The 15604-nt window shown below is 50.0% G+C and carries 16 protein-coding genes and 1 pseudogene; 10 read left to right on the plus strand and 7 right to left on the minus strand.

All coding sequences use genetic code 11. From position 1 onward, the window contains the following. The first annotated feature begins 40 nt into the window (after positions 1-40). Complete coding sequence (locus ACQY8X_RS04505) at positions 41-682, plus strand: CDP-alcohol phosphatidyltransferase family protein (protein WP_428033951.1); 642 nt, start codon at positions 41-43, stop codon at positions 680-682. On the opposite strand, the gene ACQY8X_RS04510 is transcribed toward ACQY8X_RS04505, so the two are convergent. After that, a complete protein-coding gene (locus ACQY8X_RS04510; RefSeq protein ID WP_428033952.1) occupies positions 679-1344 on the minus strand; it encodes a lysophospholipid acyltransferase family protein in 666 nt (221 codons plus the stop codon). The two genes, ACQY8X_RS04505 and ACQY8X_RS04510, sit on opposite strands and share 4 nt — an antisense overlap. Positions 1345-1361: 17 nt before the next feature. Next, on the minus strand, positions 1362-2294 hold the full coding sequence (locus ACQY8X_RS04515) for a phosphatidate cytidylyltransferase (RefSeq protein ID WP_428033953.1): 933 nt from the start codon (positions 2292-2294) through the stop codon (positions 1362-1364). A gap of 493 nt (positions 2295-2787) precedes the next feature. On the opposite strand from ACQY8X_RS04515, the gene ACQY8X_RS04520 reads away from it, so the two are divergent. The 7 genes from ACQY8X_RS04520 (at position 2788) to ACQY8X_RS04550 (ending at position 9593) form a co-directional block, all read left to right on the plus strand. Next, on the plus strand, positions 2788-3783 hold the full coding sequence (locus ACQY8X_RS04520; RefSeq protein WP_428033954.1) for a MotA/TolQ/ExbB proton channel family protein: 996 nt from the start codon (positions 2788-2790) through the stop codon (positions 3781-3783). Next, positions 3773-4168 carry an ExbD/TolR family protein gene (locus ACQY8X_RS04525; RefSeq protein WP_428033955.1) on the plus strand — a complete coding sequence of 132 codons (396 nt, stop codon included), beginning with the start codon at positions 3773-3775 and terminating at the stop codon, positions 4166-4168. The genes ACQY8X_RS04520 and ACQY8X_RS04525 overlap by 11 nt, the downstream gene beginning before the upstream one ends. Further along, positions 4168-4590: an ExbD/TolR family protein gene (locus ACQY8X_RS04530; RefSeq protein ID WP_428033956.1), complete on the plus strand. Its 423-nt coding sequence runs from the start codon at positions 4168-4170 to the stop codon at positions 4588-4590. The genes ACQY8X_RS04525 and ACQY8X_RS04530 overlap by 1 nt, the downstream gene beginning before the upstream one ends. Beyond that, positions 4590-5393 (plus strand): energy transducer TonB family protein, encoded by an 804-nt coding sequence (locus ACQY8X_RS04535; protein ID WP_428033957.1) that lies wholly within the window; start codon positions 4590-4592, stop codon positions 5391-5393. The genes ACQY8X_RS04530 and ACQY8X_RS04535 overlap by 1 nt, the downstream gene beginning before the upstream one ends. Positions 5394-5426: 33 nt before the next feature. Continuing rightward, entirely contained in the window at positions 5427-7670 is a 2244-nt protein-coding gene (locus tag ACQY8X_RS04540; protein WP_428033958.1) for a TonB-dependent receptor, read from the plus strand. Between the two features lie 70 nt (positions 7671-7740). Next, positions 7741-8424 (plus strand): Fe2+-dependent dioxygenase, encoded by a 684-nt coding sequence (locus ACQY8X_RS04545; protein ID WP_428033959.1) that lies wholly within the window; start codon positions 7741-7743, stop codon positions 8422-8424. Between the two features lie 59 nt (positions 8425-8483). Next, positions 8484-9593: an alpha-hydroxy acid oxidase gene (locus ACQY8X_RS04550; RefSeq protein WP_428033960.1), complete on the plus strand. Its 1110-nt coding sequence runs from the start codon at positions 8484-8486 to the stop codon at positions 9591-9593. A 327-nt stretch (positions 9594-9920) separates the two neighbouring features. On the opposite strand, the gene ACQY8X_RS04555 is transcribed toward ACQY8X_RS04550, so the two are convergent. From ACQY8X_RS04555 to ACQY8X_RS04570, 4 genes are all read right to left on the minus strand, one after another. Further along, the gene (locus ACQY8X_RS04555) at positions 9921-11504 is read right to left on the minus strand and encodes an ankyrin repeat domain-containing protein (protein ID WP_428033961.1); all 1584 of its coding nucleotides are present in this window, start codon (positions 11502-11504) and stop codon (positions 9921-9923) included. A gap of 34 nt (positions 11505-11538) precedes the next feature. Continuing rightward, the gene (locus ACQY8X_RS04560) at positions 11539-11883 is read right to left on the minus strand and encodes a hypothetical protein (protein ID WP_428033962.1); all 345 of its coding nucleotides are present in this window, start codon (positions 11881-11883) and stop codon (positions 11539-11541) included. A 6-nt stretch (positions 11884-11889) separates the two neighbouring features. Further along, the gene (locus ACQY8X_RS04565; RefSeq protein ID WP_428033963.1) at positions 11890-12183 is read right to left on the minus strand and encodes a hypothetical protein; all 294 of its coding nucleotides are present in this window, start codon (positions 12181-12183) and stop codon (positions 11890-11892) included. Positions 12184-12484: 301 nt separating this feature from the next. Next, positions 12485-13111 carry a hypothetical protein gene (locus ACQY8X_RS04570; protein ID WP_428033964.1) on the minus strand — a complete coding sequence of 209 codons (627 nt, stop codon included), beginning with the start codon at positions 13109-13111 and terminating at the stop codon, positions 12485-12487. Positions 13112-13327: 216 nt separating this feature from the next. On the opposite strand from ACQY8X_RS04570, the gene ACQY8X_RS04575 reads away from it, so the two are divergent. After that, positions 13328-14602, plus strand: coding sequence for an ATP-binding protein (locus ACQY8X_RS04575; protein ID WP_428033965.1), 1275 nt, complete (start codon positions 13328-13330; stop codon positions 14600-14602). Beyond that, entirely contained in the window at positions 14592-15143 is a 552-nt protein-coding gene (locus tag ACQY8X_RS04580; RefSeq protein ID WP_428033966.1) for a response regulator transcription factor, read from the plus strand. Before ACQY8X_RS04575 ends, ACQY8X_RS04580 begins: the two co-directional genes overlap by 11 nt. Positions 15144-15367: 224 nt before the next feature. On the opposite strand, the pseudogene ACQY8X_RS04585 reads toward ACQY8X_RS04580, so the two are convergent. Beyond that, positions 15368-15604: pseudogene (locus tag ACQY8X_RS04585) on the minus strand (energy-coupling factor ABC transporter permease); the annotation flags it as partial.

Genomic DNA, 15604 nt, shown 5'->3' on the forward strand with positions numbered 1-15604 from the left:
CCTAGCTTGTAAATACAAAGCTCGTTAAAAGGATTTATTCATGCCCAGCGTTTATCAGCTTAAAAGTGCGTTCTCCGATATTCTCCGCCCGATCACGCAACGCCTGGCAGCCGCTGGCGTCACAGCGAATCAGGTCACTATTGCGGCACTGGCCGGTTCTGTTGCGCTGGCAGCCGCACTCTATTTTGGTTCGCTGCTACTGAATCTATCGCCACTCATCTGGCTATCGGTGCCCATCTGGATGTTTATCCGCATGGCGCTGAATAATATCGACGGCATGCTCGCCCGCGAACATGACATGTCGACCCCGAAAGGGGCCATTCTCAATGAGATGGGCGATGTTGTGTCCGACAGCGCCCTGTTTCTGGCGTTTGCCGCGCTGCCGGGTATCAATATTCCGCTGCTGGTTATCCTGGCACTACTCGCGGTAATGAGCGAGATGATCGGCGTTGTCGCTGTGCAGATCGGTGCCAGCCGCCGCTATGACGGCCCCTCAGGTAAGAGTGACCGGGCACTGTTTTTTGGTCTGCTGGGGTTTCTCTATGCCCTGGGCGTTAACCCGGGAATATGGAGTAGCGCGGTATTACTGCTGATTATCGTTTTGCTGGCGGTCACCATTATTAACCGCGCTAAATCAGCCCTGCGCGAGGTTAACAGCAACACCCCATCTGAAGCTGATTAAACCGCCACATCATCAGCTTCAGCAGCAGGCAGGGTCAGGCAATAGCCGGATAACTGTTTAAACGATTCGGTCGCCGAGTTCATAAATCCGGCGGCACTTTCGCGATCAGTCAGATTTTCACCGATCACCACGTCGCAGTTAAAAGGCACCAGCAGCGCTTCACCTTTAGGCAGTGCCCGGCCAAGACCATGCAGCATGGTTGGCACCACCGGAATATCTGCACGATCTTTAATAAGATAATAAACCCCTTTTTTCAGACGACTCAGCTGTTCCGGCTTACCCCGACTGCCTTCAGGAAACAGCACCAGAATTTCACTATTCGCCAATGCCCGGGTGCAACCGCTGAATAACGCCTCACGGTCGGCACCACCACTGCGATCCAGCGGTATAATACCGATACATTTCAATGCCACCCAGGCGAGAAAACCACCATTACCGAGAAAATAATCGGCTGCGGCCACCGGACGTACTTTATGGATCATCGACAATGGAAACAGGCTGAGCAACACCAGCGTATCCAGATGGCTGTTATGGTTGGCGATAACGATAGCCGGCCCCTTATCCGGCAGATTATTCCTGCCGCGAACATTCAACCCCAGCAACAACAGCACCACCGGTTTAACCAGCAGAGCAAAAAACAGCACTTTAATCAGTCTATCCATGGGCTTAACTCCGCCGATCAATAGTAGCTATAAAACAGGAAATGAAAAAACAGCGGCGCGGTAAACATCAGACTATCCATTCGATCCAGAATACCGCCATGTCCAGGAATCAGGCTACCGGTGTCTTTAATCTGCAGATCCCGCTTAACCGAAGAGATCACCACATCACCAAAGAAACCGCTAACACTGATCAGCAGTCCGGCAATCAACCCCTCCCACCAGAGCAACGGCGTTAGTAACGGTGCAGTCAGCCCCGCCAGCAAGGTGATGGAAGCAACCCCGCCGAGAAAGCCTTCCCAGGTTTTGTTCGGGCTGACCTTGGGAATAATCTTATGCCGCCCCAGTTTTTTGCCCCAGATATACTGACAGACATCGTTGAACTGGGTCATAAACAGCAGAAACAGTACCGGGCCGATATAACCTGCAGCTTCATTCTTCACCGGCAAAACCAGCAGATAAGCGATATGACTGATACAGAAGACCGTCAGCATGGTTGCCCAGTGGAGAATTCCCGCGGAGCGGATAAAGCCCCGGGTTTCACCCAGCAGTACCATCCGCACCGGTAACAGTAAAAAGATATACACCGGGATGAAGATAATAAACATGCCGTACCAGCCAATGGCCACCCAGTAGTACTGCACAGGAATCGACAGATACGCCCAGAAGATTACCCGACGATCAGTTTGTCGGGTTGGCACAATCGAAAGAAACTCTTTGAGGGCCAGAAAACTGAGGAAGCCGAAAAACACCACCGCCAGGGTCTGGTTAAACAGCAACGCAGCAAACAGAATACCGATCATCAGCCACCAGGACTGCACCCGCTGTCGCAGCTCGGTGTAATCTTTGTCAGGATGCTGCCGCTCAATGCGGGAACTAATCAGACTGCCGCTGACCAGCAGAATAATCACCAGCAGGATCAGATAAAACGAGTGAATCGGAACGCCAAACATAATGATGCAATATCCCTTTGAACATAATTAGTTACCCGCAACCCACTGATATTTAAAAAATATAGCGTTTTTTGGCGGAGCTTCGGCGCCTCATCGAGGCGATATCATGTGCTGTTTAAAACGCTACAACACACTCACGTCACACAAAATGACGCCACACAGAAGAACGTAGATTGTGACAGGCAGCGTGAATAACAGCAATTGTTATAGCGCAACCAAACGTGTTAACACCCCGCGGCTACCCTGAAATTCACAGCCCTCACTACCCCCAGCACTTTGCACTTCGAATAAGCACCGAAGATGCTCAAGGCTTCACCTTTAAGATTAATGAGAATTATTTTGTTTTGTATTTGAGAATCGTTTGCATTCGCATCTAAAAATAATTAGCATACAGAACTCATCAGACAGGTCGGTAACGACTGCCCACAACGCCCCATAAAAATCAGGGCCCGGCAGCGATTGACTGAAATTTTTCAAGCTACGAGGTTACGTTTTGGCTACCACTATCACCCCTGCAGAACTGCATTCAACTGAAACGCTCACCACAGAGGTTGCACAACCTGAGCTTAAAGTTACCCCTGCTGAATCCAGGCTTTCTGAAACTGAACTGGCTGAACCAACCAACACTCTTTCTGAGGAGCAACTCACCAACGTACCCGATTTTGCCTCTGATCAGTCAGGTCATACCGAGACGCTGCTGACACCCGACTTCCAGACCGGTCTGCCAGAGACCGGCAGCCCAGATACAGGCAATAGTATTTTCGATCTCCCGCTGGCAGATAGCCTGGGGCAGATTCAATCATTACTGGATATTGGCGGGCCGGTTGTCTGGATCCTGGCGGGCATGTCCATCCTCTCCCTGAGCATCATCCTCATAAAGCTGTGGCAGTTTGCCCTGCTCAAAGCGGAGAGCACCAAAGATGTTGAACAGGCGCTGCACTACTGGAAAATGGGTCTGGCAGACAAAGCTTCCAACGCTTTGATAACTACACGCCCGGTATCCGCTCTGGTGTCTACGGCGATGACTGGCATCCGCCAACAACAAAACCCGGACCTGTTGCAAAAAGAGTTAAGCCGCAAAGCAACCCATCAGCTAAATCAGTGTCGTTCATTACTTCGCCCGTTAGAGGTCATTGCCAACTTAAGCCCGTTACTGGGGCTGATGGGGACGGTTTTAGGGATGATAAGTGCCTTCCAGCAGATGGAAGCGGCGGGCAGTCAGGTTGACCCTGCAGTGCTCTCCGGGGGGATCTGGCAAGCATTGTTGACCACGGCGGTAGGTCTGGCCGTAGCGATCCCTGTGGTGGTTGCGTTTAACGGTCTCGACAGGAAAGTAGAGCGCATCGCCAGTTTGATGAACGATGCTGTCACCCAGGTGTTTACCCAACAACCACTGCACAGCGTTGCAAACGCTAAAGACACGGCCATCCAACAGGCGCCGGTCAAAGATGCGTTCATCGAAGCCCGCGAGGCCACACATGCTGCCTGATCTGAGCCGGGTACAACGCCGGCAAGCGATCAGCCTGACGCCGCTGATTGATGTGGTGTTCATTCTGCTGCTGTTTTTTATGCTCTCGTCCAGTTTTATCAAACTCAAACAGATCAACCTGCCGGCCGCCGCACAGGCTGCACAATCATCTGACGAGGTGCTGCTCATCACCCTGCATTCGGGCGGCACGGCATTCAGCGCAGCCGGACAACATTATGAGGTAACAGACCAGTCAGCACTGACAAATCTGGTGACGCAAAATCCGCACACCATTTTCGCCCTTGATGTGGAGCCTCAGGTGTCAACCCAGTCGATGCTGACCCTGCTGGACAACCTCAAGCGAGCCGGTGCCATTAATGTGTCCCTGACAGGAGTGTTGCCCTGATGCTGACAACTGAAACCGCCAAACGACGGCCACAAAATGATGACAATATGATCCCGCTTATCAATGTTGTCTTCCTGATGCTGATTTTCTTCATGATTGCGGGCCAGGTTCAGCCATCAGATGCAGTCCCAATAGAGCTTCCGGGGTCTGTTATAGCCCCCAATCTGGACGACAGCGGCTCGGTGGAACTACTGGTTAGCGCCACCGGAACACTGTTTATCGATGGCAATCAGCTCAGCATCAGTGAACTTAGCCAACACCTGATCAGCAAACTCGATGCAACCCAAGATAGCAATAGTTTCAGGGTCCATATCAAAGCGGATGCCCGCCTGGAGGCGCAGACACTGCAGGAGATCCTGCGCAACATCAAAGCAGCAGGCTTAACCCATGTCTCACTGATCACCCGAAAACAGGAAGGATGATGACTGGAATGATCTCACTTCGTCAGCGTTTTGTTGCGATTATCACCGCAATCTTACTTCATCTGAGTGCCATCCTGCTGCTGACCCATCTCACCCTGGGTGGCGCCCAGGCAGAGGGAGAGCAGGGAATCGAAATCGATCTGGGTATGCTCGGTGATCTGGGTACAGCAACCGCCACCACAACCGAAGCGACTGCAGCCCCTATCGCAACGCATATCGAAACGGAACAACAGCAAGAGATTAGTGAACCCGTCGAGATCCCGCCGGATCCAACGCCGGTCAACCCGCCGACTGTGATGAAGCAGCGCGCCGAACTGACGGTAAAACAGAAGAAAGAGGCGACGCTCACTGACATAGCGAAAGCGAAATCAACTGACACGCCTTTACCTGAAACCCGCTTAGCGGAGGCCCAGCCGGCAACCACTGCTGATAAGGATACTCAGGATCAGGAGGCAGCCCAGAAAATATCGACGGGCAGCGCCAGTGCGCTGACCTCCGGCGGACACGCAGGCTCCAGTCAGACTTATTACTCACTTATCGCAGCGACGTTGGCAAAGTACAAACGTTACCCCAAATCATCCCGCAAAAAGGGCCATGAAGGCACCGCCATACTGACGTTTACCGTACTCAGCAGCGGACGGATAGAAGGTGCCTGGATACAGCAAAGCTCTGGCTATTCAAGACTCGACCGATCCGTAAAAAAAATGCTGCAAGACGCTTCCCCCCTGCCTCCATTTCCAGTGGATATGAGCCAGTCGAAGCTCACCATCAGCATTCCGATCGTTTTTAAACTGAATCAATAAGAGATTGATTCACAAACACATAAGGAGCAATAAGTGTCTAATTTACACCGTCCCACCTCTCTGCGTGCAAAACCCAGGAGCACTCTGTCATCAGGTACTGTCGCAAGCTCTCTGGCACTGGCGATATCCTCAACATTTATTGCGAATGTTAACGCCGAAGAGGTCAGACTTGACTCTTTGGTGGTTGAAGATAATGCGATTCAGCCCGACAGTAACCCCTATGCCCAGCCCGGCGCGGTCTACAAAGCGAAAAAACTGTCTGGCAGTAAACACAGCCGCGATATCGCTGAAACACCGGCTACCATGACGGTGTTGACCAAAGAAGCAATTGCAGACTCTGGTAAGACCGAGCTGAAAGATATTCTCAGTGCACAACCGGGCATTACTCTGGGAACCGGCGAAGGCGGTAACTCATTTGGTGACCGCTATATTATCCGGGGTTATGAGGCACGCAGCGATATCTTTACCGACGGTTTGCGCGAGCCGGGGCTGATTTCGCGGGATACCTTTGCCCTGGAACAGGTTGAGATCAGTAAAGGCCCCAGCTCAACGTTTGCCGGGCGCGGCTCGACCGGTGGCTCAGTCAACAGTGTGACTAAAAAGGCCAGTCTGGATGATGATTTCACCGAACTATCTGGCGGTCTCGGCACTGACGACTATCAACGCTACACCTTGGATAGCAACAAGGTTATCAATGATGATCTGGCCGTCCGCTTTAACGTCCTCTACAGTGAGGCAGGCATTCCCGCACGGGATCCGGCCGATGAACAGCGACAGGGGGCGTTGCTGTCCGGAGTTTATCAGGCGAGCGAAGATCTGAAAGTTTCAGCCGATTATTACCACTACCGCGCCGATGACCGGCCCGATCTGGGGACACGGTTAGTCGATGGTAAACCCTATAAAGGACAGGGCTACCCGGGTATCAAGAATCTCGATTTCCAGCGTTCCGGCGCAGACACGCTTACCCTGACGTTCGATTACCAACTGAACAGTGAGACCCGTCTGGAAAATAAAACCCGTTACGGCAAAACCACCAACGATTATGTCTCGACCACCAAACAGGCTTCGCGTACCACTCCTGTCACCCTGAGCAACCGTACCTTTGCCGGCTGGCAGGACAATACTTACGTCGGCAACCAGACCAATCTGATCATTGATAAAGAGATCGGCGGCAAGCGCCATACGATTATCACCGGAATCGAGCTGGCTCAGGAAAAGGTCAAAGGGGCAACTGATGCGTTTCTCGCCACTGGCAGAAGTGATGGCAATGCGTACAACATCGATTTCAGCACCAACCGTGCGACTAAGCAGCATAGCCCGACAACTGATTTAACCCTGAATACCGCTTCAGCTTACCTGATGGACACTATCACCCTGAATCAGGACTGGGAGCTGTTTGGCGGACTGCGCTATGACTACTTTGAATATGATCTGTGGCTGGCAGCCTCGAATGGTCGCGGTGGCCCGGTGCCGGAAAAAACCTATCAGTATGAAGATGGCTTCCTCAATGGTCACCTTGGGGTGGTCTACTCACCCTGGGAAGATGGCAATATCTACGCCAACGTCAGCAGCTCTTCCAATATCAATGGTGGTGAAGCTGACTCAGCAGGCAACTGCGGTTATGGCGGTATCTGTACCGATGCCGATGGCAACTACTCCAACGCCAAGCCCGAACAGTCAATCAATCTAGAGCTGGGCACCAAATGGAATCTGATGGATGAAAAACTGCTGCTGACTGCGGCCGTGTTCCGGATTACCAAAGATGATGTCATCGAAGGAGGTAATGACTCTTACCAGTCAGGTGGTAGCCTCAATACCGGCAAAAACCGGGTCGAAGGTGTAGAGCTTGGATTATCCGGCAACCTTACCCCTAAACTCAGTGGTCAGTTCGGCATCGCGGTGATGGACTCAGAAACACTGGAATCCTTTAACGCGGAGAACGTCGGTTTACCTAAAGCCAACTTCGCAGATGAAAGTGCCAACCTGCAGCTGCGTTACCAGGCCACCCCCAAATTCGCGGTGGGAGGCAATGCCACCTACTCCAGTGAAATTAAGGGCGGCCAGCCAGATGCCGGCAGCTCAGGCAGGGTCAGCATTCCCGGCTATAGCGTTTATGATGTGTTTGCAACCTATCAATTCAACAATCAGTTTGAGTTGCGCGCCAACATTCAGAACCTGACGGATAAAGAGTACTACACCGCCGTCTATCGGGGAGGCAGCATCGTCTATATCGGTGATGCACGCTCGGCTAACCTGACACTGAGCTACAAGTTCTAAACAGGAGCACTTCAAAAAAATGATGGAGCAATACCTGCCACGGACGGCAACCCTTTAAGGTGAGATCACTATGATTATTCCAATAGAATCGGTATTCAGCAAAGCCGAAGCCGCAGAGATTCGCAGCCATTTGTTGCAGGCTCAATGGCAGGATGGCAAAACCACCGCCGGCAACCAGGCAGCAAATATAAAAAACAACCAGCAACTCGCGGTCGATTCCGACTTAGCACAGCAACTGGGTGACTGCATTCTCAATGCCCTGGCACAGCATCCGCTATTCATCTCTGCGGCGCTGCCCTTAAAAATACTCCCCCCCATGTTCAACCGCTATGATGTCGGAGAAACCTACGGTTTTCATGTAGATAACGCCATCCGTATTGCACCGGGTACCCACACCCGGATTCGCACCGACCTGTCTGCAACTATTTTCTTCAGCGAAGCCGACGAATATGAGGGGGGGGAACTCGAGATAGAGGACAGTTACGGCACTCACATGGTGAAGCTCTCCGCAGGCGATATGATTCTTTATCCATCAACCTGCCGTCACCGGGTAACCCCGGTGACAAAGGGATGCCGCCTGGCGGCTTTCTTCTGGATACAAAGCATGGTCAGAGAGCATGAACAACGTGAGATGCTCTACGATCTGGATCAATCGGTGCAGTCACTCACGATGCAGCATCACCATCAACACCCCGATGTGGTTCGTCTCACCGCCGTTTATCATCGACTGATCCGTCAACTGGCGGATACTTAGAACGGCATAACAACGCAACTAAACAGTACATTAATAACACGTATAAACAGGACTGATCGATGTCAGATATCCCCCAGGCACCACTGTCACAGATTCCATCTGACCTGGTCTCTGTATCAGACTACCCACGTTATGCCCGACAGCATATCCCTCACCCTATCTATGAATATATCGCCGGGGGCGGCGCTGACGAGTTAACCCTGCGCCGCAACCGCCAGGCGCTGGACCAGATTCAATTGCTGCCCCGCATGCTCAACGACTGCACCCAGGGCACAACGGCAACAGAGTTCATGGGGGAACAATTTCGTCATCCGATTCTTCTGGCGCCGGTGGCGTTTCATACGCTGGTGCACCCCCAGGGAGAGATCGCGACAGCACAGGCAGCCAGTGCCCTGGAAACCGGTATGGTTGTCAGCACCCTGTCGAGCTTTAGTCTTGAAGAGATCGCCGCGCAGCTAACCTCGCCAAAATGGTTTCAGCTGTACTTTCAGCAATCGCTCACATTTACCCGCGATCTGGTAAAACGTGCTGAAGCCGCCGGGTATAGTAAACTCATCGTCACCATTGATGCATCACTGCATGGTATTCGCAACCGGGCTCAGCGGGCGGGTTTCACCCTCCCCCAAACGGTCGAGCCCGTCAATCTGCGCGCCAGGCCGCCCCTGCCCCGCAAAACACTGACACCGGAACAGAGTATCGTTTTTCAGGGAATGATGACCGAAGCTCCCACCTGGAAAGAGATCGCCTGGTTGCAACAGCAAACCGATCTGCCCATCATTCTGAAAGGGATTCTCCATCCTGAAGATGCGCTAAAAGCCAAAGAGATGGGTATCGAAGGCGTAATCGTCTCTAATCACGGCGGCCGGACGCTGGACTCAATCCCCGCCGCCATAGAGCTGCTGCCCGCCATCCGCAAAACAACAGGCCCTGATTATCCACTGATTCTGGACGGTGCTATCGAGCGCGGCACCGATGTTTATAAAGCACTGGCGCTGGGTGCCAATCTGGTGATGGTCGGCCGGCCACAGCTCTATTCACTCGCCGTGGCAGGCGCAACCGGGGTCGCCCATATGCTGAGAATCTTACGAGAGGAACTGGAAGTCACTATGGCGATGATGGGGACAGATACCCTCGATAAAATCACCCGGGAAGGGCTGTATGAAAACTGACCACGGCCGAACGTTTCATTTCATCACACCCAAGACATCCAATTCCCGGGCGGCCATATCAATACTCTTTCAATAGGGTTTCAATCTGTGGATCATCAGCGTAATCGCTTATAGTCCGGCCGTAGTGATCCCTCAATGAGGGATCAGCACCATGTTTCAGCAGTGAATGTTCCAGCAGCAGTGGTTGCGCCTGCAGACTCTTTCTCCCTCAGAAAAAGACACACCTAGCCAGTACTGATAGAGTAGTAGCCGCAGTGTGTTTGATACCCCTCTACAATCAATCAACTCAGTAAATATTTCGTTCTAACATTTAAAAAACCACAAAAACTAATTCATCATTAACCGCTGAAGTGTTCCATAACTAAAGCCTGCTTTTTGCTCATCACTCAAACAGTCATACACTTTTTCACCTTTATTATTCTCAATAAAGGCATTAGCATCATTATCAAGATATAATTTTATCATCTGTGCGCAAATGTCCAGCCGATACCTGAAACTGAACGCAAGCGCATGAAGAGGGGTATCCCCATTGTCATCCTGCATCCGCAGGTCAGCCCCAGCCTCAATCAGGGCTAAATGCATTGCAAAATGTGATCCAGCCTCAAAAATAGCAGTCTTTCCAAAGATACCTCGATGATTAACATCAGCACCGGCTGCCAATATTTTTGCGAGAAGAGGTAATGATTCACCTCCAGCTGCGAATCCAAGCGTATTGCGTTTCACACGTGGGATATAGAGGTCCACTCTGGCTCCGTTATCTACCAGAAATTCAGCCAACTTATAATTCTTACGATACAGGGCGGTGCAAAGTGGTGGCTGCTCTTCTTCAATATGGTGAACATCAGCCCCTTGGGTAAGTAAATATTGGGCAAGCTCAACATTATCACTTTGAATACATGCAAAAAGGTTAAAAGAGGGAGGGTTAATTTCAGCTCCTTTATTTTCAATTAACTCAATAGCATTCTCAATATCATCTGTTTTAACAGAAGCGATTAAAGCCGCATTATTTTGAACATGATTCATAACATATTCTTTTTCTGATGCATTCTTTGATAGAAAAATATCGATAATATTAGCTATATCACTTAACAACTCTCCTGAAGCATATATATCTTCACCCGTCAGAATATCATCAAGAATACGACCATCACCGTCCATTTTCACCAGGAATGGCCTTTTAGTGCCACTTAACCCACACTTCATCAACTCCACATAGGATCCAGGTCCACTAAGTTGAATAATGTAAAAGCCTTCAAAAATGCTTCCTAAAGAGGGTTCCCAGAAATTTCTGGTAATACGCCGACATGCTTCACACTCGCCACATACGCCAAGTAACAATGGTTTCAACCCCATCTTTTGGGCATGTGCTCCTGCCTTTTTAAATACATTCCTTAGATACTCACGGCCAGCCTTACGTTTAGAAACATGAAAGTTTTTATAACCTCTCTGCTGAGGTTTTATATATGTCAGCTCCATTTCACAACTTTCAGCAAGCCGTCGAAAGACCGTTCTTTTATTATAAGAAACAACAAAAATATGATAATCATCGTAACCGTTTAAATGAAAAATGGCATACCCACTTTTACTACAAAGGTCGGCTAATACTAATACCCCATCAGAAACTGATTCTATTTCCTCTTCAAACTCCTGAAGAGTTCTATCTATTGCCAACGCCCCTAGCAATCGATCACCGAGAAAAAGCAGGGTTTCAACATCTTTACCATCGACACCCAGGTAGCATTGAGTAGATTTATCAAATTCACTTAGCGATTCGGTAAGAGCATAGTCAAAGCTTTCCCTATTTCTAAGCTGTTGTTCAACTTGTTTCTTTACTTGATCGACTAAAAGCTCAGGAAGGGTTTCACACAATATATTTATTAGCTTTTGTTGTTCTTGAGTCAGCGTGATCATAACAATCCTTGTGAATTTTAAACGTCCAATTTGTTTAGAGCCGCTGCCAGGATCTGTTTTCTGGAACAGCGATTCGCTCTTTTTTAACACACTCATGGGAGATATCGATGGTTTCTGACAGATGCCTATCCCGGCCCTGAGCCACTTCCCGACTGAGAAGATCAACTGTCCAGCCATAAAAAAGGACATTGCACAGTTCAAACTTTTGTATCCCGGCAACCTCATGCTCTGTCCAGTTGCATTCATAGCCAGAGAGAGATCTCACAGTGCCTTTCTCATCCAATAACTCATAAGGAAAAGAGCTATCTCTCTGATCGAGATGAGGACGAACCGTCGCAATATTTTCAGGACTGGAATACTTATAAACCCGGTCAGCCATATCCCACTAGTACCTCTGATATGGAATATATATTTTTTCGCCACGAAACCTTGCTGGGATATCAAGCATGTCACCCTGTTCTTCAGTCAGTTTCATATCCTTCGAGACTATGATGGTCTGCTTACCTTTAAAATCTGCATCATCATTCATAAGTTTAGTGATAACTTTTTTATGAATCACATAAGCAGGCACTTCATCAAGATCACAGTTAAGAGGCTGTTGATCCCGCGCATAGCTATTCGACACAACGACAAGCAGCGTTAATAAAGTCTGTAATCGAAAGAGAAAATTCCGGTTCATATTCAAATCCATTTGATAATCTAAAAATGGTTAAGCAGTGTGTTTTTCAAGTGCCAAACAGGTATGTAGTTTCAGTAAGAAATTGCGCGCTGGCTTCGATAAAAGTGAGGGGATAGCGGTATTCAATCAAGCGGCTCCCTGCCATTTGACGTGCCTGCGCTAGAAAAACCGCAGAACTCAATAGTTATTCAATAAGATAAAGTAACGGTATCAAAGAAACCGCTCAATTTACAAGCGTCGATCTGATTAATAACTGACCGAATCATCCCTGTTTTTCGATCTACCTATCGTATAAGAAGCTTCATTCAGAAAACTTCCAGGGCTTATCTTCAGGCACATATAAGCGCTCTTTTTTGACACACTGCTGACTGATATCCGTTGCTTCAGAAAACAGGATATCCCGCCCCTGGGCTATTTTTCGGGTATATAACGGGATGGTCCAGCCGTAAAAAACCGCTTCGCAGCGCTGGGTTGTCTGCACTCCGGCGAGATCTTCTTCACGCCAGTTACACTGAAACCCGGCAATGGTTCGCACAGAATCACCCGGGGATAACAGTACATAAGGGACTGCACTCTTCTCAATCAGCGGATGCAGCCGCACTCGGGCGATATCGCCGACAGAGTGGTAGGTGTATATCGCATCCGAGGTTTCCCAGCGCTGCTTGCGGTAGGGGGTGTAGACTATTTCACCACGAAGCCTTGCTGCGCTATCCAGCATCTCACCGGTTTCCTCATAGACGCTGGCATCACTGCTTGCGGTAATCACCTGGCGGGCTTTCTTATCCGCTTGTTCATCAATCAACCGGGTAATCACATGATCATAGGTGATTATATACGCAGGCACCTCACCGGAATTACAGCTCAGTGACGTCTGATTCTGAGCAAAACCAGGCGCCGTACTTACCAACAGGATTAACCCGAAGAGCAATCTAATTGTCCTGTTCTGTTCCATATTCAAATTCGTTTTATATTCGCAAAAACAGCTAAGCTAAACCGGAGACTCGCCTGCCAGACTAACAAGATACAGCAAAGTATCAAAGAAACCCGGCCGCTTACAACTATTGAACCGATACAATGCGACAATCTGCCACATTCGTGACACAACGCTCTTGGTTATAATTCTGCTTTCTGCCAAGCTAGCGCTATGAACTACATCAGCAATACCCGCCACCAGCTACTACAGCTCAGTTATATCCGTACGGTCACTATTTTTGGCCAGAGCGGGTTATTGCTATATCTGTTCTTCGGCCTGCATGTCAGCCTTAACTTCTGGCTGATCGCCTTCGCACTGCTGGCGATGGCGCTATTGAATCTGCTATCACTGTTACGCCTGAACTCCCCGCTGCCGCTGACCCAACTGGAATTCTTCTTCCAGCTGATTGCCGATATCGCTTTTTATGTCTGTCTGTTGTACCAGATGGGCGGGGTGAGCAACCCGTTTTCAGCGCTGCTGCTGATCCCGCTGATCATCAGCGCGACCTCACTGCCCCGGCACTATACCTGGCTGACCGCACTGCTGGTCACCCTCAGTTACTCTCTGCTGATGCACTTCTTTATCCCCATCAACCTGCCAGATACCGGACATCAATATCAGGCAATTGCACTCCTGGACCTTCACCTGGCAGGCATGTGGATCAATTTTATTCTCACCGCGGCACTCATCACCTGGTTTGTAGTTAATATTCGCGAAAACCTGCAGCGTCAGGAATTGAAACTTAACCGCGCCAGAGAATCCAGCCTGCGCAACCATCAACTGCTCTCTCTGGCGACCATGGCCGCGGGCACCGCCCATGAAATGGGTACGCCACTGGCCACCATGCGAGTGCTGCTGCATGAGATGAAACTGGATCACAGTGATGATGCTGAACTGCTTGAGGATATCGAGATACTGCAGGCGCAGGTGGAAAACTGTTCCGACCGTCTGAAGCACCTCGCGGAGTCGGTAAAACAGGAGCAGAAGGAGGCCCGGGCACTGCCCGCTGAGCAATTTTTCCATGAGATTATGGATCGCTGGCACTTGCTGCGCCCAACAGCCAGTTTTAACCCGCCGGTGATAAATCTGCAGGGACAGCCAGCCATTTTCAGCTCGATTCCGTTACAGCAGGCCTTTATCAACCTGTTGAATAATGCCGCGGATGCCTCGGATCAACCGTTGCAGATCCAACTTTCATCTGACGAGCAACAGATAGTCTTCACCATTCATGATCAGGGACCGGGAATTCCCCTGGAGCAAGCGGAAAGTCTGGGCAGCCCATTTATCACCACCAAGGGGAAAGGCCTCGGAATAGGATTATTTCTAACAGCATCTGCTCTGGATAGCTATGGCGGTGAAGTCTGCCTGTTTAATCATCCCAACGGTGGCACACTCACCGAAGTTAAACTGCCACTCGTCAAGGAGAGTTCTCACTATGGATACTAATTCAACGCCTCTGCGTTTTCTGATTGTCGATGATGACGAAACCTTCACCCGGGTGCTAAGCCGGGCAGTTAAACGTCGCGGCTATGAAACAGCGGTTGCCAGCTCTGCCGAGCAGGCGCTGCAGATGCTCGAACAGTTTACCCCAGACCTGGCAACCCTCGACCTGAAGATGAACGGTGCCTCAGGTATCACCCTTATTCCCCGGTTAAAAGCGGTGAATGCAGATATCAAAATTCTGATTCTCACCGGCTATGCCAGCATCTCAACAGCGGTAGAAGCAATTAAACTGGGAGCCACCGATTATCTGGCTAAACCGGCCGATACCGACCAGATACTGGCAAAACTGAAAGGCACCGAACCCGACCCGGATGTCGAGATTGCTGACAAACCGATGTCCGTTGGCCGACTGGAGTGGGAACATATTCAGAAAGTGCTGACCGAGCATGAAGGCAATATTTCCGCCACCGCCCGGGCATTAGGGATGCACCGACGCACCCTGCAACGCAAGCTGCAAAAACGTCCGGTCAGGGAAGAGCATTAACGTTGCTCGTTATTGCCCTTCACCCGACCTATACAACAACGCTCTTACAAAGTGTTTAACCTGATCGCTTAATCCTGAAACTATTTAGAAGGCTTTTCCGAGCAACGAACAAGTCACGCTCTTTGTGACGTCGAGCTACGAGTAACGGCTTTTATAGCTCTTTATGATATTCCAGCAACGGCTCTTAACAACCACGTTTCCTGTGACTATCGGGCTAGATTCCCTTACTGATCATCAATATATTTTTTTGCATCAAAGGTGCGGATCCAGTCGGGATAAAACACCATCATTCCGGTCATGATGATGCCGTTCAGCAGTCCTTCCGGAAAGACGATGAGGGGCAGTATCTGAATGTATTCATCGTAGATTTTGCTGCTGCTGTAAACATCGCTTATCCATAGCAGAAAACCCATACTCAACCCGCCGCTCAGGGTCGCTGCCCCTGCCCCTAAAAAGGCACA

The organism is Amphritea sp. (genome assembly GCF_050300915.1).
Classification (GTDB): domain Bacteria; phylum Pseudomonadota; class Gammaproteobacteria; order Pseudomonadales; family Balneatricaceae; genus Amphritea.

Bases quoted from the DNA above. Each gene is read 5' to 3' on its own strand.
- ACQY8X_RS04580 (WP_428033966.1), top strand. From the start codon at position 14,592: ATGGATACTAATTCAACGCCTCTGCGTTTTCTGATTGTCGATGATGAC.
- ACQY8X_RS04560 (WP_428033962.1), bottom strand. From the start codon at position 11,883: ATGGCTGACCGGGTTTATAAGTATTCCAGTCCTGAAAATATTGCGACG.
- ACQY8X_RS04505 (WP_428033951.1), top strand. From the start codon at position 41: ATGCCCAGCGTTTATCAGCTTAAAAGTGCGTTCTCCGATATTCTCCGC.
- ACQY8X_RS04535 (WP_428033957.1), top strand. From the start codon at position 4,590: ATGACTGGAATGATCTCACTTCGTCAGCGTTTTGTTGCGATTATCACC.
- ACQY8X_RS04545 (WP_428033959.1), top strand. From the start codon at position 7,741: ATGATTATTCCAATAGAATCGGTATTCAGCAAAGCCGAAGCCGCAGAG.
- ACQY8X_RS04565 (WP_428033963.1), bottom strand. From the start codon at position 12,183: ATGAACCGGAATTTTCTCTTTCGATTACAGACTTTATTAACGCTGCTT.
- ACQY8X_RS04550 (WP_428033960.1), top strand. From the start codon at position 8,484: ATGTCAGATATCCCCCAGGCACCACTGTCACAGATTCCATCTGACCTG.
- ACQY8X_RS04525 (WP_428033955.1), top strand. From the start codon at position 3,773: ATGCTGCCTGATCTGAGCCGGGTACAACGCCGGCAAGCGATCAGCCTG.
- ACQY8X_RS04555 (WP_428033961.1), bottom strand. From the start codon at position 11,504: ATGATCACGCTGACTCAAGAACAACAAAAGCTAATAAATATATTGTGT.
- ACQY8X_RS04510 (WP_428033952.1), bottom strand. From the start codon at position 1,344: ATGGATAGACTGATTAAAGTGCTGTTTTTTGCTCTGCTGGTTAAACCG.
- ACQY8X_RS04515 (WP_428033953.1), bottom strand. From the start codon at position 2,294: ATGTTTGGCGTTCCGATTCACTCGTTTTATCTGATCCTGCTGGTGATT.
- ACQY8X_RS04575 (WP_428033965.1), top strand. From the start codon at position 13,328: ATGAACTACATCAGCAATACCCGCCACCAGCTACTACAGCTCAGTTAT.
- ACQY8X_RS04530 (WP_428033956.1), top strand. From the start codon at position 4,168: ATGCTGACAACTGAAACCGCCAAACGACGGCCACAAAATGATGACAAT.